The sequence below is a fragment of the Pontixanthobacter aestiaquae genome (genome assembly GCF_009827455.1).
Classification (GTDB): Bacteria; Pseudomonadota; Alphaproteobacteria; order Sphingomonadales; family Sphingomonadaceae; genus Pontixanthobacter; species Pontixanthobacter aestiaquae.
Map to the genome: position 1 here is coordinate 1,342,410 of NZ_WTYZ01000001.1, position 17,455 is coordinate 1,359,864.

Annotated in this window: 15 protein-coding genes; all 15 read left to right on the top strand. The window is 58.6% G+C overall.

The annotated features are described in order from the left end of the window. Window positions 1-236: 236 nt before the first annotated feature. Genes GRI35_RS06310 through ftsA form a run of 15 tightly spaced genes read left to right on the top strand, consistent with a single transcriptional unit; the run spans window position 237 to window position 17,333 of the window. Window positions 237-719, top strand: coding sequence for a division/cell wall cluster transcriptional repressor MraZ (locus GRI35_RS06310; protein WP_235900151.1), 483 nt, complete (start codon window positions 237-239; stop codon window positions 717-719). Next, entirely contained in the window at window positions 716-1,681 is a 966-nt protein-coding gene (gene rsmH, locus GRI35_RS06315; RefSeq protein WP_160613375.1) for a 16S rRNA (cytosine(1402)-N(4))-methyltransferase RsmH, read from the top strand. Before GRI35_RS06310 ends, rsmH begins: the two co-directional genes overlap by 4 nt. Continuing rightward, window positions 1,681-2,235, top strand: a complete 555-nt coding sequence (locus GRI35_RS06320; protein ID WP_202390522.1) for a hypothetical protein — start codon at window positions 1,681-1,683, stop codon at window positions 2,233-2,235. The genes rsmH and GRI35_RS06320 overlap by 1 nt, the downstream gene beginning before the upstream one ends. Beyond that, a complete protein-coding gene (locus GRI35_RS06325; RefSeq protein ID WP_160613376.1) occupies window positions 2,232-3,947 on the top strand; it encodes a peptidoglycan D,D-transpeptidase FtsI family protein in 1,716 nt (571 codons plus the stop codon). Before GRI35_RS06320 ends, GRI35_RS06325 begins: the two co-directional genes overlap by 4 nt. Further along, the gene (locus tag GRI35_RS06330; protein WP_160613377.1) at window positions 3,947-5,428 is read left to right on the top strand and encodes a UDP-N-acetylmuramoyl-L-alanyl-D-glutamate--2,6-diaminopimelate ligase; all 1,482 of its coding nucleotides are present in this window, start codon (window positions 3,947-3,949) and stop codon (window positions 5,426-5,428) included. Before GRI35_RS06325 ends, GRI35_RS06330 begins: the two co-directional genes overlap by 1 nt. Next, complete coding sequence (locus GRI35_RS06335) at window positions 5,425-6,879, top strand: UDP-N-acetylmuramoyl-tripeptide--D-alanyl-D-alanine ligase (RefSeq protein ID WP_160613378.1); 1,455 nt, start codon at window positions 5,425-5,427, stop codon at window positions 6,877-6,879. The genes GRI35_RS06330 and GRI35_RS06335 overlap by 4 nt, the downstream gene beginning before the upstream one ends. 23 nt (window positions 6,880-6,902) lie before the next feature. Beyond that, a complete protein-coding gene (mraY, locus tag GRI35_RS06340; RefSeq protein WP_160613379.1) occupies window positions 6,903-7,973 on the top strand; it encodes a phospho-N-acetylmuramoyl-pentapeptide-transferase in 1,071 nt (356 codons plus the stop codon). Beyond that, window positions 7,970-9,304: a UDP-N-acetylmuramoyl-L-alanine--D-glutamate ligase gene (gene murD, locus GRI35_RS06345; RefSeq protein WP_160613380.1), complete on the top strand. Its 1,335-nt coding sequence runs from the start codon at window positions 7,970-7,972 to the stop codon at window positions 9,302-9,304. The genes mraY and murD overlap by 4 nt, the downstream gene beginning before the upstream one ends. Beyond that, window positions 9,301-10,527 carry an FtsW/RodA/SpoVE family cell cycle protein gene (locus GRI35_RS06350; RefSeq protein WP_160613381.1) on the top strand — a complete coding sequence of 409 codons (1,227 nt, stop codon included), beginning with the start codon at window positions 9,301-9,303 and terminating at the stop codon, window positions 10,525-10,527. Before murD ends, GRI35_RS06350 begins: the two co-directional genes overlap by 4 nt. Then, window positions 10,524-11,798: a UDP-N-acetylglucosamine--N-acetylmuramyl-(pentapeptide) pyrophosphoryl-undecaprenol N-acetylglucosamine transferase gene (locus GRI35_RS06355; protein WP_160613382.1), complete on the top strand. Its 1,275-nt coding sequence runs from the start codon at window positions 10,524-10,526 to the stop codon at window positions 11,796-11,798. Before GRI35_RS06350 ends, GRI35_RS06355 begins: the two co-directional genes overlap by 4 nt. Then, window positions 11,795-13,213: a UDP-N-acetylmuramate--L-alanine ligase gene (gene murC / locus GRI35_RS06360; protein WP_160613383.1), complete on the top strand. Its 1,419-nt coding sequence runs from the start codon at window positions 11,795-11,797 to the stop codon at window positions 13,211-13,213. Before GRI35_RS06355 ends, murC begins: the two co-directional genes overlap by 4 nt. Next, window positions 13,210-14,181, top strand: coding sequence for a UDP-N-acetylmuramate dehydrogenase (murB, locus tag GRI35_RS06365; RefSeq protein ID WP_160613384.1), 972 nt, complete (start codon window positions 13,210-13,212; stop codon window positions 14,179-14,181). Before murC ends, murB begins: the two co-directional genes overlap by 4 nt. Beyond that, the gene (locus tag GRI35_RS06370; protein WP_160613385.1) at window positions 14,178-15,161 is read left to right on the top strand and encodes a D-alanine--D-alanine ligase; all 984 of its coding nucleotides are present in this window, start codon (window positions 14,178-14,180) and stop codon (window positions 15,159-15,161) included. Before murB ends, GRI35_RS06370 begins: the two co-directional genes overlap by 4 nt. Beyond that, window positions 15,148-16,053: a cell division protein FtsQ/DivIB gene (locus GRI35_RS06375; protein WP_160613386.1), complete on the top strand. Its 906-nt coding sequence runs from the start codon at window positions 15,148-15,150 to the stop codon at window positions 16,051-16,053. The genes GRI35_RS06370 and GRI35_RS06375 overlap by 14 nt, the downstream gene beginning before the upstream one ends. Beyond that, window positions 16,053-17,333: a cell division protein FtsA gene (ftsA, locus tag GRI35_RS06380; protein ID WP_160613387.1), complete on the top strand. Its 1,281-nt coding sequence runs from the start codon at window positions 16,053-16,055 to the stop codon at window positions 17,331-17,333. The genes GRI35_RS06375 and ftsA overlap by 1 nt, the downstream gene beginning before the upstream one ends. Window positions 17,334-17,455: the final 122 nt, after the last annotated feature.

Genomic DNA, 17,455 nt, shown 5'->3' on the forward strand with positions numbered 1-17,455 from the left:
ACTTTAATGAGTAATCCCAAGATATCCCTTAATTTTCCCTAGCATCCCGTGATTTCGCGGGTTATCACCACTTTCCATCAGACATTGAGTCTTCTGCTGCGTTTCATCTCCATGAAGCGAGCTGCCCGTGCCTATGCGCGGGCGGAAGCGGGGAAGATGTGTCTGGGGAATGGGTTTGAAACACGGTTTTGGGGGAAGAAGTGGCGGAAATGCGTCACAGTTACAGCGGACAGGCCTTGACCCTTCTGGGGGACAAGGACCGTTTCGTTATACCTCCCGAATTTCGCAAGATCGTCCGCGCCTCGAGCGATGATAAACGCATCCTTTGCCTTGCCAAGCATGACCGTTGGGACTGCCTCGTCGGTTTTGGCTTGTCCCGCCAGGAAGAGCTTGAAGAGCAGCTGGACCGCGAAGAGGACGCTGCGCTGCGTCTCGGCCGTGACTATGACCGCGAGCTACGTTCCAACCTGTTGTTCGGTTTCGAACGCATTCCGTTCGACGATAGCGGCCGCTTCACGATGCCCGACTACCTCCGCAGCGATGGCCAGATTGACGACACGCTGTTCTTCCGCGGCGCAGGACAGTCTTTCACGGTATGGAACCCTGCTGTTCTCGAGCAGCAGGGCAGTGAGTGGAATCCGGTAAAATCCAGCTGCGCCGGTCTGGTCAAAGAAGCCGAAGCCAAGGGTAAGGGCCAGAACAGGGGGAAGCGCAAATGACCCCCGCTTCTGCTAGTGCACCGCATATCCCTGTGCTGCTGAAAGAAGTTATCGCAGCGCTCGCTCCACAAGAGGGCGACATCATTATTGATGCCACCTTCGGCGCGGGCGGATATACGCGCGCGTTGCTCGACGCCGGTGCGACGGTTCATGCGTTCGACCGTGATCCCGATGCAATCGCCAGCGGATCGAAGTGGCCCGAAGCGCAGGAACGGCCTCCGCGTCTGGTGCTGCACGCACGCCGTTTTTCCGCAATGGTCGCAGCGATGGCCGAAGCTGGCGTGACGCGTATCGACGGTATCACAATGGATATCGGTGTATCCTCGATGCAGCTCGATCGGGCTGAGCGCGGGTTCGCGTTTTCGTCCGACGGACCGCTCGATATGCGTATGTCTCAAGATGGCGAAAGCGCGGCGGATTTCCTGAACGCTGCTGAAGAGAGCACCATCGCCGATGTACTTTACCAATATGGCGAGGAGCGTCAGTCGCGCCGCGTGGCCCGCGCAATCGTAGCCGCGCGTCCGCTGGCGACGACCGGCGATCTGGCGCGCGTGGTGCGTAAAGCCCTCGGCTACCGCGCCGACGCCCAATCGAAGCGGGCTCCCAAAGATCCCGCAACGCGCAGCTTCCAGGCGGTTCGTATCCATGTGAATGCCGAACTGGAAGAATTGAAAGAAGGCCTCGAAGCTGCCGAGCAATTGTTGGGTGAAGGCGGGCGGCTGGCCGTAGTAAGCTTCCACAGTCTCGAAGATCGGATCGTCAAACGGTATCTGAAAGATGCATCGGGCAGTACTGGCGGTTCGCGCTATTTGCCCGAGATCGAGCAGGCGCCTGCGATTTACAGAGAAATCTCCAAAGCGATCAAAGCGGGCGATGCAGAGGTCAATGATAACCCGCGCGCTCGTTCGGCGGTGCTGCGGCATGCAATTCGCACTGACGCTCCAGCGAGAGAAGCAGCGTGATGCGCGCCGGTAGCCGTCTTCGTCAGATCGGCTGGGCTGTTGCGCTTAGCATTTGCGTTACCGGCTTTGTCGCACTCACATTCCGCGTCAATGCAGTGAAGAGCGAAGTGCGCTTGGCCGAGCGCACTATTGTGGCGCTTGAGCGCGAGAAGCTGCTGCTTGAAACAGAATTTCAAACGCGTGCCAATCAGCAGCAATTGGCCAACTGGAACCGTGTCGAGTTTGGCTATCAAGCCCCTACAGCCGATCAGTATCTGGAGAATGAGCGCGAGCTTGCCCAACTGGGTATGCCGCGCGCCGTTGGTGCGCCCGATCCGATCCGCGTTGCGATGGCGCCGAAGGAGGCCGAGGATGGCGGCTTTCCTGCTTTTGTCTCGCCGCTGACCGGCCAGCCTGCCAATGTGACCGAAGTCGCGGATAAACCACAGGCCGACACCCGGTTCGAAAAGAATAGCGATGAGGGCCGCAACTCGATGTCTGCACCGCGCTCGCTGTCCGAACGTCTGGCAATCGATAATCCGTTGAGCGGGTCGATGGCGGAGGTCAGCGAATGAACACGATTACCGTCAACACGACGTTTTCCTGCGGACGCGTGGGTGCATCGTCGGTGCGGCAAACGGCTTTGACAGTTGCTCGCCTGCGCGTGTTGTGGGTGGCGATTATTTTTGCCTGTGTTGCCTCTGCGGCCGTTGCCCGCATCGGCTATCTCGGTGTCAGCGACAACACGGTCCGGACAACATCGCTGGCTGACGCTCTGCTGCCACCGCGCGGCGAACTGACGGATCGCAATGGCGTTCCGCTCGCGCGCGCGTTCCCGGCCTACGCCCTGTGGTACAATCCGAAAGCACTCGGTGATCCGAGCGACCCGTTGGTCAAAAATGCGCGCGATGTCGCGATTGAGCTCAAAGCGATTTTCCCCGCGCTCGACGTTGACGTTACGGCCGAGAAACTTGCTGCTGGTCGCCCCGGCTATTTGCAGCGCCGCGTTCTGCCAGAACAGGCCAATCAGGTTATGGCCATCGGTGAGCTTGCGCTGGAACTGCCGCGCGAGACCGATCGCCACTATCCGCAAGGGTCCATGGGGGCGCACGTGCTTGGCTATGTCGATGCCGAGGGGCAGGGTAAAGTCGGCATGGAGCAAGTGCTCAACGACCGCCTGACCGATCCTGCATTGCGCGGCGAGCCGGTGGCATTGTCGATCGATATGCGCGCGCAGGGCGCTCTCGAAGATGAACTGCGCCGCGGCATGCTAGCGACCAATGCAAAGGGTGCAGCGGGCATCGTTTTGGATGTCGATACGGGTGAAGTGATGGCGCTCGCCTCGCTACCCGAATTCGATCCGAACAAGATCGATGCGGAAGGCGTGAACTTCATGTTCAACCGTGTGACCAATCAGGTTTACGAGCTGGGCTCGACGTTCAAACCATTGACTGTTGCTGCGGCCATAGATGCGGGCACCGTGCGCGATTTCGGCCGCCGGTATGATGCGTCGCCAGTTGAAGTTGGCCGTTTCAAAATCAAGGACAGCCATTTTATTGGCAATCACTTGAACGTTGCCGAGACGCTGATCCATTCGTCCAACACAACCACTGCGCGCATCGCAGATGAACTTGGTCCGACCAAGCTGCGTCAGGCACTGATCGATATGGGCATGAATGAACGGCCTTATATCGAGCTTCCCGCCAAGGGCCATCCGATCTGGCCTGGCGAAAATTGGCCGCGGCTGCGCAATATGACGGTGGGCTATGGCCACGGTATTGCGGTGACGCCGCTACACCTCGCGAATGCCTATGCGGCGATGGTCAATGGCGGTGTCTGGCGTCCTGCGACTTTACACAAGATTGCACCGGGTGCCGCGCCAAAAGGTCGCCGCGTGTTCAAAGCTTCGACCTCCTCACGGATGCGGCAATTGCTCCGTATGATTGCTGTTTATGGCACAGGCAAGAATGCCGATGCACCCGGTTTCCGTGTTGGCGGGAAGACCGGTTCGGCTGAAAAACCTGGGCGGGGCGGTTACCGCGAAACAACACTTGTTTCGACCTTTGCTGCAGCATTCCCGATGGACAAGCCGCGCTACGTGGTGGTGGCCATGCTCGACGAGCCAAAGGGCACCACTGCAAGTTCTTACCAGCGGACAGCCGCGTGGAACGCTGCGCCAATCGTTGGTAAACTGATTCCGCGCATCGGCCCCGTACTTGGCGTTCGCCCCGACACGTCGCGCGATATCGATCTCAGCGATCTCAAACCGCTTTTGGGAGCGGAATAATGGATCTTGCAGCGCTTATATCGGCAGCGGGACTTGAAGTGGCTGGCGCTGAGAATGTCTCCGTCACTGGCTTTGCGATCGACAATCGCAAGGTCGCCCCCGGAACAGTCTTCGGCGCATTTCAAGGTGCGCGCGTGAACGGTGAAGATTTTATCCCGGCAGCCATCTCTGCCGGTGCTGCCGCAATTGTCGCAAAGCCAACTGCCAAGATTGAAGGCGCGATCCATATCGCCGCCGACGAACCGCGTCAGGCATTTGCCCGGCTCGCTGCGCAGTTTTTCAAACCGGCGCCTGAAGTCATCGTCGCAGTTACTGGCACCAATGGCAAAACCTCCACCGTCGAAATGACTCGCCAAATTTGGCGTATGGCAGGCGAGCGGGCCGCATCTATCGGAACGCTCGGTGTGACTACACCAGACGAGAGTGTGTCTACCGGATTGACCACTCCTGATATCGTCACGTTCCATTCGAATATGAGCGGATTGGCGCGCGAAGGCGTGACACATGTTGCCTACGAGGCATCGAGCCACGGACTCTCGCAATACCGTAATGAGGGTCTGTCGGTTTCCGCCGCAGGCTTCACCAATTTCAGCCGCGATCACCTCGATTATCATAAGGACATGGAGGACTACTTTGCGGCCAAAATGCGGCTGTTTGACGAAGTCGTGAATGATGATGCCACTGTTGTAGTCTGGACCGGAAATAGCGAGTGGACGGGCCGGGCGCTGGAGCATGCGCGGAAACGGAACCTGCGCGTGTTCACCGTGGGTGAGCAAGGCGAGACTATTCGCCTTCTCACTCATACGTCAACACAATTGGGGCAAACGCTTGAGATTGAATATGATGGTCAGACGCGAACCATCAATCTTCCACTGATCGGGGCCTATCAATCCGCGAACGCACTGGTAGCCGCTGGCCTTGCGCTGGCAACCGGTGGAAGCGCGAGCTCGGTGTTTGATGCAGTCGCGCGTTTGCAGCCCGTTCGCGGACGTTTGGAGCGCGCGGTGATTACGCAGGCAGGCGCCCCAGTCTATATCGACTACGCCCATACGCCTGACGCACTTGAATCCGCCATCGAGGCGCTTCGTCCGCACGTGAAAGGCCGCCTTATCGCAGTGTTCGGCGCGGGCGGTGATCGGGATCAAGGCAAGCGCGCAGAAATGGGGCGTGTAGCCGCCGAGAACGCCGATCTCGCGATTGTGACCGACGACAACCCGCGCGGTGAAAATGCCGCTGCGATCCGCAGTGAAGTGATGGCTGGCGGCGCAGGCATGCGCGAAATCGGCGACCGCCGCGAAGCAATTGCTGCTGCGATTGCCGAGGCAGGCCGCGACGACATCGTGTTGATCGCGGGTAAGGGGCATGAACAAGGCCAGATTATCGGTTCAGGAGAGAACATGCGGGTATTGCCGTTTGATGACGTGACTGTCGCGCGAGAATGCGCAGCGCCGCAAAATCTGGGTCAAGGAGCAGGAACATGAATGCCTTGAAGGCTCTTCGTTCCTGGCCGGTGCATAAGCGTGACTCGTTGCCATTGGCGTTATGGAGCGCGGCCGAAATTGCAGATGCTATTGGTGGGACGGCCAGCGGAGAATTCCAGGTATCTGGTGTCGAAATAGACTCGCGCGATGTCCGCTCGGGTGATCTGTTCTTTGCGCTCAAGGGCGAGGCGATGGACGGGCACCTGTTCCTTGACAAAGCCTTTGCCAATGGCGCGACTGCTGCGGTCGTCGACCGTCCCGTAGACCACCCGCATATTCTGGTGGCGGATACCAACTCTGCGCTTGAAGCATTGGCCGCAGCATCGCGTGATCGTTCGACTGCAATTCGCATTGGTGTAACCGGCTCGGTTGGCAAAACGGGCGTGAAGGAAGCGATTTTCAATGCGCTCGACCGCGCCAGTCGCGGCGCCACGCATCGCTCGGTCCGCAGCTATAACAACCATGTCGGCGTCCCGCTAAGCTTGGCGAGGATGCCGGTTCGCAGCCACTATGGCGTGTTCGAAATGGGAATGAACCATGCGGGAGAGATTTCCGGTCTAACCGCTCAAGTGAAACCGCATGTTGCGGTTATCACCACCATTGCACCTGCGCATATCGAGAACTTGGGTAGTATCGAGGCAATCGCGGCGGCGAAGGCAGAGATTTTCGAGGCTGTAATGCCCGGCGGTACGGCGGTTATACCCGCCGATATTCCGCAATTCGAACAGTTGCGCGATGCCGCCAAGGCGCAAGGCGTCAAAATTGTTTCCTTCGGCGCGAGCGAGCGGGCTGACGTGCGATTGTTAGACGCAATTCCTGTCGCCAATGGCGGTTCACTCATCACTGCCGATATGGGCGAGGAACGCGTGTGCTTCTCGGTCGCAGAACCGGGTGAGCACTGGATCAGCAACGCGCTGTGCGTCATGGCTACGGTGCGCGCCGCGCGCGGTGATTTGGGAGCTGCGGGTCTGGCACTCGCCGAAATGGGCGGTTTGAAGGGACGCGGTGCGCGCCTCGATATCGCTGCGATCAGCGGAAAAGCGCTGATGATAGACGAAAGTTACAACGCCAATCCCGCGTCGATGCGCGCGACTTTGCGGCAGCTCGGGCAAACACCCGCCACGCGCCGCGTTGCAGTCCTCGGTTCGATGAAAGAGCTGGGCGACTTCGCGCCGCGTTTCCACGCGCAGTTGGCAGAGCCTTTGGCCGAAGCCAACGTCGATTTCGCTGTGCTGGTTGGGGAAGAGATGACAGCCCTTGTTCAGGACTTGGGGAAAGGCGCTGGCGGGGCGCTTGCGGGCGGACTCAGCTTCGCGCATTGCGATGGTCCTGCAGAGGCAATTTCCGCCTTGGAAGAGTTCGGCATCACAACCGGTGACGCCATTCTTGTCAAAGGGTCTAATTCGGTTGGCCTCGGCAGACTGGTCGCACATTTCGCGGCCAGAAATTGAATTGGGGAGGGCGAAAAGCCTGAATGCTCTATTTGATCGCCGAGTGGCTGAATTTTGAAGGGGTTTTCAACCTCATCCGTTACCAGACCTTCCGGTCCGGTGCGACACTCATCACCGCTCTAATTATTGGCCTGATTATCGGCCCACGCTTCATCAACATGCTACGCGTCCGCCAAGGCAAGGGCCAACCGATCCGTGCCGACGGCCCGCAATCGCATCAGGCCAAAGTAGGTACCCCAACGATGGGCGGACTGATGATCCTGATCGCGTTGGTGCTGTCGATGCTGCTATGGATGGATTTGCGCAATCCGTTTGTATGGGCCTGTTTGGGCGTGACGGTTGGCTTCGGCCTGATTGGTTTCCTCGACGATTATGACAAAGTGACCAAGGCCAGCCACAAAGGTGTCTCGGGCAAAGTGCGCCTGCTCATGGAATTCATCGTAGCAGGCATTGCTTCATGGCTTATCGTGAGCCAGATCAATACCAATCTTTACGTCCCGTTCTTGTCCGACGTATCGATCCCGCTCGGCCCGTTTTACTATGTGTTTGCAGCAACAGTTATTGTTGGTTTCGGTAATGCCGTTAATCTGACTGACGGGTTGGATGGCCTCGCAACGATGCCGGTTATTATCGCTGCAGGAACTCTGGCCATAATTGCCTATCTGGTCGGGCGCGCCGACTTCTCAGAATATCTCGGTATCCCGCATGTTCCGGGTGCCGGTGAATTAGCGATTCTGTGCGCGGCGATCATGGGCGGCGGTCTTGCCTTCCTATGGTTCAACGCGCCGCCAGCGGCGGTCTTTATGGGCGACACCGGCAGCTTGGCTTTAGGCGGTGCGCTGGGCGCGATTGCCGTTGCCAGCCATCACGAAATCGTTCTGCTGATTATCGGCGGACTATTCGTGGCAGAGACCGCTTCGGTTATCATCCAGGTCTTCTGGTTTAAGCGCACCGGCAAGCGGATTTTCCGCATGGCGCCGATCCACCACCATTTCGAACAGAAGGGCTGGGCGGAATCGACCGTGGTTATCCGCTTCTGGATTATCTCCATCGTTCTCGCACTTGCAGGGTTGGCTACGCTGAAAATCAGATGATCACTTCTCCCGTCTTTAACGGCAAGCGCTATGCCATTCTCGGCCTCGCGCGATCGGGCCTTGCGGCGGCAGAAGCGCTGCTTGCAAGCGGGGCGCAGATCACCGCGTGGGACCGGCAGGATGTGGCGCGTGACAAGCTTGCCGGCAGGGCAGACATTGCTGATCCGCTGGAAATCGACCTCACCGGATTTGACGGTGTGGTCGTTTCGCCCGGCGTGCCGCTTAACACGCATCCTATTTCAGAGCATGCCGCGAAGTTCGGCGTACCTATCATTGGCGATATTGAACTGTTCGCGTTGGCGCGGGGCAATCTGCCGTCGCACAAGGTTGTCGGAATTACCGGCACCAATGGCAAATCGACAACGACGGCTCTGGTTACTCATATTCTCGAACAGGCCGGCATCCCTTCGCGCATGGGCGGGAATATCGGTGTGCCGATCCTGGGCGAGGAGCCGCTACCGGAAGGCGGTGTCTATGTCCTCGAACTGTCCAGCTATCAAATCGATCTGACCCGCTCACTGGCATGTGAAGCGGCGGCACTGCTCAATATCACACCAGATCATCTCGATCGCTATGACGGTTTCGAAAGCTATGCTTTCGCCAAAGGGCGATTGTTCGCAATGCAAGGTGCGGGACAATTCGCAGTATTCGGATGCGCTGATGCGCCGACTAGCGCAGTCAAAGCGGCCGAGGCCGCACGCCGCGCAGATGGCCGTGTCAAATGCGTCGACAAGGTTTCGCTGAAAGGCATTCAGGATCGCGCGCCGGCGTTGCAAGGGCCGCATAATCTTGAGAATATTGCCGCTGCCGTTGCGCTGGTTGAAGAGCTTGGCGTCACATCGGACCAGTGGCACGCGGCGCTCGAAAGCTTTACGGGCTTGCCGCACCGGATGGAAGTCATCCGCGAGCATCGAGGTGTGCTGTTTATCAATGATAGCAAGGCGACCAATCAGGCGTCGGCCGCGCCTGCCCTCGCTGCCTTTCCACCTGCAGCCAATCCCCGCATTCATTGGATCGTTGGCGGTCTCGCGAAAGAAGACGGCCTGGGCGAATGCGCTGACCAATTGGGCAATGTCGCAGCTGCCTACACCATCGGTGAGGCCGGGCCGCGCTTCGAAGAATTGCTGCAGGGGAAAGTTCCTGTCCGCAATTGCGAATTGCTATGCGACGCGACACGGCGCGCGGTCGAAGCGGCCAAGCCGGGCGACATCATTTTGCTCTCGCCTGCCTGTGCCAGTTTCGACCAGTTCCGCGACTACGAACGACGCGGCGAGCATTTCCGCCAGATCGTCGACATGCTGACCGATGACGGGGGAGATGCCGCGGCATGAATACCACTCAACCCTATGTCCCGCGTATCGGAGAGCGAATGGCATCGTCCGAGCGTTTCCAAAGTTCGAAGCGGGCAGAACTCAAAATCTGGTGGCGCGAGATTGATCGCGTGCTGCTGTTCCTGATCCTTTTATTGATGGCGTTTGGGACGGCTGCGGTTGCGGCGGCATCGCCAGCGAGTGCGCGGCGACTATCAACCATTGATGTGACGCTACCCGATTTGTATTTCTATTGGGCACATTTGAAGTGGCAGTTCCTCGGCATTGTGACACTGATCGGCGCGTCGATGTTGTCTCGTGACAATGCGCGGCGGCTTGGTGTGCTGGTGGCTGCGGGGGCGCTGTTCTTGCTGATCTTGGTTCCCGTGCTCGGCTACGAAGTGAACGGGGCCAAGCGCTGGATCAACCTGGGTATGCGTTTCCAGCCATCCGAGTTTTTGAAGCCGGGTTTCGCGGTTGCATTGGCGTGGATTTTGTCGTGGCGCTTGCGTGATCCGAACCTGCCGGTGCTCGCTATCGTCAGCGGGCTGATGGGCTTCGTCGGCGTGCTGCTGATGCTGCAGCCGAATTTGGGTGCTACGTTGCTGTTCGGCGGAGTGTGGTTTGTGCTTGTGCTGCTTTCAGGCGTTTCAATCCAGCGCATTGGCGCCCTTATCGGCGCCGGTGTGGCGGCCTTTACCGCGACCTATTTTCTCTACGACAATGCCCGGAACCGGATCGATGCATTTCTTGGTGGTGGGACGGCGTTTGACCAGGTCGATCTGGCGCAGCGGACATTGCTAGCGGGCGGCTGGACTGGCAGCGGGCTATGGCTCGGTGTGCGCAAACTTAATCTGCCGGAGGCGCATACGGATTATATCTTCTCTGTCATCGGCGAAGAGTTCGGCCTGATCGTGTGCGCGCTGGTGGTCATCCTCTACCTCGCGATTATTGCGCGGGTGCTGGTGCGCCTTGCGGATGAGGAAAACCTGTTTGCGCTCCTAGCCGGGGCAGGGTTGGTCACGCAGATCGTCGGGCAGGCATTCATCAATATTTTGGTCAATCTGCAGCTGTTTCCGTCCAAGGGTATGACGCTGCCCTTGGTGTCCTACGGCGGTTCGTCGACCATTGCGGTCTGTCTTACAGTCGGCCTATTGTTGGCGATTACGCGCAGAAACCCGTTCTTGACCCGCGAGACCCCGGGGCTGCGCAAGATTTTGCCGGTAAAGGAAACCCGCACATGAGCGGCGCGAACAAACATTATGTCTTGGCAGCAGGCGGTACAGGCGGGCATCTGATCCCCGCTTTTGCGCTCGCAACCGAGTTGGAGCGGCGAGGCCATCATGTCGCGCTGATCACGGATGAGCGCGGCGCGAATATTCCGGGTAAGCCGGACTTTTTGCCAGCGCATGTCCTGCCAGCAGGCCGGTTCGGCAAGAACCCGCTCAATTGGATCAAGGGCTTTCGCGCAGTCATGGAAGGTCGCAAGATGGCGCTGCGGCTGTTCGAAAGTTTCGGGCCAAGCGCTGTGATCGGCTTTGGCGGCTATCCTGCATTGCCGGCCTTGCTAGCATCCACCTCGGCGGAAATTCCAAGTCTGGTGCACGAGCAGAATGCCGTGCTTGGCAGAGTGAACCGTCTGCTCGCAGGCCGCGTACAAGCGATTGCTACCGCCTATCCGGAAATCAAGCGCCTCAAGGACAAGTACTCTGGCAAAGTCCATCTGGTCGGAAATCCCGTGCGGCCCGAAGTTTTGCAATTGCGCGATGAACCATTCCCCGCCTTCACCGAGGACGGACTGCTTCGCATTCTTGTGATCGGCGGAAGTCAGGGCGCGCGTATCCTGTCCGAAGTCATTCCCGATGCGCTGTCGATGTTGCAGCCTGCGCTGCGCTCGCGCTTGCAGGTTACGCAGCAATGCCGCCCGGAAGACCTCGACGCGGTACGCGAAAAGTACAAGCAATATGATATCCCGGCCGAGCTGGGGACATATTTTGAAGATATGGCGGCGCGTCTCGCGGATGCGCATCTGTTTATTGGTCGTGCCGGAGCGTCTTCAATTGCAGAGCTTACTGCGGCTGGTCGTCCCGCGATCCTGCTCCCGCTTCCTATCGCCACGGATGACCATCAAACCGCTAACACCCTTGAGATGACCAGGTCAGGAGGAGCGCGGGCCATTCGTCAACCAATGATGACGGTCAAGAATCCCGACGATTATGGCGAGACCAAGGGTAATAAGATCCGGGTTGCCCAGGCGGATATACTGCAGAGGCTCGCGAAAGATATCTGCAAGCAAATCCAAGCATTGGCCCAGCGTCCGGAAACGCTCGCAACCGCTGCTCACGCGGCATGGAATTGCGGGCGGCCCGACGCTGTGAAGGATCTCGCTGATTTGATGGAGAGCTTTGGCGGCGCGGATATGATGGACGTCATCCGCGTTGGCGCGGACAAGACAAGCGGTGCCAAGCAAACAGCGCATGTTCCTACCGGCGCAACCAAGGATGTGGCAGAATGAAGGGCGTTGGCACTGACATAGGCGTGATCCATTTCGTCGGCATTGGCGGCATTGGCATGTCGGGCATCGCCGAGGTGATGCACAATCTTGGCTACACGGTGCAGGGCAGCGACATGGCGGAAGGGCCGAGCGTTCTGCGCTTGCGCGAACGCGGCATCGCGGTCGCCATCGGGCATGAGAAAGAGCATGTAGAAGGTGCGGCGGTAGTCGTGATTTCGACCGCCGTGAAGCGGACGAACCCTGAAGTCGCGCACGCTCTTGAAAACCGGATTCCGGTCGTTCGCAGGGCGGAAATGCTTGCCGAGCTGATGCGGCTGAAAAGCACGATTGCGGTCGCCGGGACGCACGGCAAAACCACCACTACCAGCATGATTGCGGCCTTGCTCGATAGCGGGAATGTCGATCCGACCGTGATCAATGGCGGGATTATCGAGCAATATGGTTCAAATGCGCGGCTGGGCGACAGCGACTGGATGGTTGTCGAGGCCGATGAGAGCGATGGCAGCTTCCTACGGCTGGATGGCACGCTTGCCGTCGTCACCAATATCGATCCCGAGCATCTCGATCATTATGGCGATTTCGACGGTGTGAAGGACGCATTTGTCGAGTTTATTCATAACGTTCCGTTCTATGGTGCAGCGATCCTGTGCATCGACCACCCTGAAGTTCAGGCAGTGGTCGGCAAAGTCCGCGATCGGCGTGTGGTTACCTACGGCTTCTCGCTCCAAGCTGACATTTGCGGCGTGAATGTGCGGCCTGTCGACGGCGGCAATGTGTTCGACGTGGTTGTCCGTCAACGCGGTGAGCAAGATCGCCGGATCGAAGGCGTGAAACTACCGATGCCGGGCCGCCACAATGTCCAAAATGCGCTCGCCGCGATCGCAGTCGCCATTGAGATGGGGTGCGACGATGATGTGATCGTTGGCGGCTTCAGTGAATTTGGCGGGGTCCGCCGCCGCTTCACCAAAGTCGGCAATGTCGCGGGTGCAACGATCATTGATGATTACGCGCACCATCCGGTTGAGATTAAAGCGGTGCTCGGTGCCGCGCGCGAAAGCGTTACTGCGGGCTCTGGAGGCCGAGTCATCGCGGTCATGCAGCCGCACCGCTATACACGTCTCAACGATCTGATGGATGATTTCCAAAGCTGCTTTAACGATGCGGATCAAGTCTATGTGACGCCCGTCTATGAAGCGGGTGAAGACCCTATTGAGGGCGTGAATTCGAACTCGCTTGTAGAAGGGCTTAAATCGCTCGGGCATCGTTCCGCTGCGACCGTTGCTGACCAAGGTGAACTTGCCAAGACCCTCGCTGCGGAAGTGGGTGCGGGCGATCTGGTTGTTTGCCTCGGCGCGGGTGATATCACCAAATGGGCAGCCGGTCTGGCCGACGCGGTGGAGGCGGCGCGCCAATGAACTTTCGGCAGCATAACGACTGGGCAATGAATGATCGCGGCGGCGCGCCTTCTTCGGAGGTTGAAGGGGCTGTTTCTGCGCCAGTGCCGATCGAGGGTATTCGCGGCAAACTGACGGCCGATGCGCCTTTGGCAAAGCTGGTCTGGTTCAAGGCTGGCGGCCACGCGGATTGGCTGTTCGAGCCTGCCGATCTGGATGATTTGACGGAATTTCTCGCGCGTTTGGATGGTCAACTGCCGGTAATGGCCTTGGGCCTCGGCTCCAATATGATTGTTCGCGATGGCGGCGTGCCCGGCATAGTGATCCGCCTCGGCAAACCGTTCTCCAAAGCAGAGGCTTTGGACGATTGCATCCTGTCATGTGGTGGCGGAGCGAGCGGTATCTTAGTGTCGTCCACCGCGCGCGATGCGGGTGTGGCGGGTCTGGAATTTCTGCGCGGTATCCCCGGCACGGTCGGCGGGTTCGTGCGGATGAATGGCGGCGCCTATGGCCGCGAAGTGTCCGATATTCTGATCGATTGCGATGTGATCCTGCCGGGCGGCGAGTTGGTCACGCTGCCTGCTGCTGATCTGCAATACACCTATCGCCACTCTGCTCTGCCCGATGGGGCGGTAGTCGTATCGGCGCGTTTCCAAGGTACACCCGGTGACCCTAAAGAGATCGGCACGGAAATGGACCGGATTGCCGAAGCCCGCGAAAACTCGCAGCCGCTGCGAACCAAGACCGGAGGCTCGACGTTCAAGAATCCGGACGGCCAAAAGGCTTGGCAATTGGTCGATGAAGCCGGTTGTCGCGGATTGATGATGGGCGGCGCGCAAGTGAGCGAGAAACATACCAATTTTATGATCAACACCGGCGACGCGACCAGCGCTGACATTGAAGGGCTCGGTGAAGAAGTTCGCCGCCGCGTCTATGCGCATTGTGGGGTGGAGCTTGAATGGGAAATTCAGCGGGTGGGCCGGGCATGACTCTTGCTAAACTCCATATCGTAGTCTTGATGGGTGGTTGGGCGAATGAACGCTCGGTTTCGCTCATGTCGGGCAATGGAATTGCCGATGCTCTTGAAGAGCGCGGCCATACAGTTACGCGGATCGATATGGACCGGCAGGTTGCCGCGCGCATCGTTGAGGCTGCGCCCGATGTCGTGTTCAATGCGCTGCATGGCGTTCCCGGTGAAGACGGTACTGTGCAGGGTATGCTCGATCTGATGGGTATTCCTTACACGCATTCGGGTCTCGCGACCTCGGTAATCGCGATTGATAAAGAGCTGACCAAGCAAGCCTTGGTCCCTGCCGGTATTCCCATGCCGGGTGGGCGTATCGTGCGGAGTGAAGATCTGTATGAGGGCGATCCTCTGCCGCGCCCCTATGTGCTGAAGCCGGTCAATGAAGGATCATCGGTTGGCGTTGCCATAGTCACTGATGAAAGCAACTATGGAAAGCCGATCCAGCGTGATGCGGTCGGCCCATGGCAGCAATTCGACAGCCTGCTCGCCGAACCCTTCATCAAGGGCCGCGAACTGACCACTGCGGTGATCGACAGCGAAAATGGCCCCCGGGCGCTGACCGTGACCGAACTCGTGCCCAAATCCGGCTTCTACGATTTCGAGGCGAAATATACTGACGGGATGACCGACCATATTTGTCCCGCCGATATTCCGGATAATATCATGGCCTTGTGCCTCGATTATGCGGTTGGTGCGCATAAGGTTCTCGGATGTAAGGGCACCAGCCGCACTGATTTTCGCTGGGATGATGAACAGGGCGAACAGGGCCTGTTTATCCTCGAAACCAATACCCAGCCCGGCATGACGCCGCTTAGCCTTGTGCCCGAGCAGGCCAAATATTGCGGGATGGATTACGGCGATCTGGTGGAAGCCATTGTCGCCGAAGCGCTTCGGGTGGCCGAAGAAAAGAAAACCAAAGGAAACGCCCATGGCGACAGTTAAACGCAAAGCGAAAGGCGTGCGCCGTTCGGCAGCTGCCAAGGGCCGCGCCAACACCGCGCGCAAGGCGAGGGCGCACACAAGTTCGGTCATGGATTCGGCGATGGCGATATTGCCTTTCACCGAAGAGCAATTGCACCGCGTTTTCTTGGCCATCATCATTGGCGGCGCAGTCGCTCTGGCTTGGTTTGTGGCGAGCCTTGCGGGCGTCCCGGCGATGGCGCAGCAGCAGATTGCCGGTTTTGCATCGAAAGCAGGCTTTGAGGTGCGACATGTGAGTGTTACCGGCGTCGAACGGATGAATGAACTCAAGATATACAACAGGGTTTTGGGAGAGCAGGATCAACCCATGCCGCTGGTCGATCTTGAAGCCATTCGCGCGGATTTGCTTGAGCTGAATTGGGTAAAAGATGCCCGGGTATCGCGGCAACTGCCTGACCGCTTGGTGATTGATATCGTTGAACGCACACCGCATGCCGTGCTGGCGAAGGCCGACCGGTTGGTGTTAATCGATCCCACAGGTGAAGAGCTGGAACCAATCTCGCAGGCCAACGCCAAAGGAATGCTCATCGTGACCGGTCCCGGCGCGAAAAAGCAGGTTACGGCTTTGACCGATCTGCTCGATGCTGCTCCCGCCTTAAAGCCACAGATCGGTAAGGCTGAATGGATCGGCAACCGCCGCTGGAACCTTACATTTGCGACGGATCAAGTGCTCGCTTTGCCGCAAGGCGAAAAGGAAGCATCTAGCGCTTTGGTAGCGTTTGCCCGGCTGGACGGGAAAAGCCGTTTGATTGGCGGTAAGGTCGCAACCTTCGACATGCGCGCGCCAGAGCGGATTTATATGCGCATCCCCGGTCGCTCGGATCAAACGCTCGATATGAATGGTGGAAGCTAATGGCACTGCCACGCATCAGTAAGGTCTATGGCGCGGTCAATGTCGGGTCTTTCCGCATCTCCGCGATGATTATGGGCTTGTCCGAAACGGGCGAGATGATTGTGCTTGGTTCAGGGCACCGCGCTAGCCAAGGGATTAAACGCGGCTACATCACCGATATGACCGCCGCGACCTACGCGATCCGCGATGCCGTCGAGCGCGCCGAGAAGAATGCGGGCACCAGCGTGTCGAGCGTATGGATCGGCTGCGCAGGCGCGGGACTGGCCAGCCAGATTGCCAAAGTTGAAATCGAAATCGGCGGCCGCCGGATTGAAGAAGAAGATATCGAGCAATTGCTGCTTCATGCACGTGACAGCATTCAGCCAGATGGCCGGATGGTCCTGCATGCGCAGCCCGCGCATTACACACTGGATGGCGCGCATGGTGTCGCCAATCCGAAAGGCCTCCATGCCGAACGCTTAGGCGTCGATGTCCACGTCATGCTGGCTGATGGCGCGCCCGTGCGTAACCTTATCGAAGCTGTGCAGAACGCGCATCTGGACGTCGAAAGCGTTGTCGCCGCCCCAATTGCAGCGGGCCATGCATGCCTCAGTCCTGAAGAGCGCGAGCTTGGAACTGCTTTGATCGAAATCGGCGGCGAAGTTACCAATGTGTCGCTCTACGCCGCTGGCATGTTGCTCGGCTTAAAGGCTATCCCGCTTGGTGCAGCTGACATTACCGACGCGATTGCTTCTGCCTTTGGTATTCGGCGGTTCCAGGCCGAGCGGCTCAAATGCGTCGCCGGATCTGCTATCGCCAGCCCGACCGATCACCGCGAGATGATCCCGATTGGCGGTCCGGGAGATGAGGCGGTCACAATTACTGCGCGCGGCGCTGACGACAAAAATCGTATCCCAAGAGCGGAACTCGTCTCGATTGTTACCGAGCAACTCTCGCGGCTAACCGATGAAATTGGTAAAGCTCTCAAGGAGATGGGCTTTGCCGGCGCGCGCGGTAATCAGGTCGTCCTTACCGGAGGCGGCGCGGAATTGGCGGGCATCGCAGAGTTCGCGCAAAGCGCCTTGGGCCGCCCCGTTCGCATCGGCAAAGCACCGACATTGCGCGGGCTGCCAGAGGCGCATGCTACGCCCGGTTTTGCGACGCTTTCGGGTCTGTGCCTGTATGCAGCGGATGATCCGGTGGACATTCGCGCGATTGATCCGACACACCAGGAAACGGTCAAGGTCAGCGGATCGGCGATGGTCAATCGCATATTCCGGGCCGTGAAAGAGTATTTCTAAGTGAAATCCCCTAAATTAACCACTGTGGATAAGCGGAATTTTCCGATTCACCGCCGAATCGGTTTGTGCCAAGCCAGTTCACGGTATTTTAAATTGCGCACAATCCCTTGGAGGGACACCCC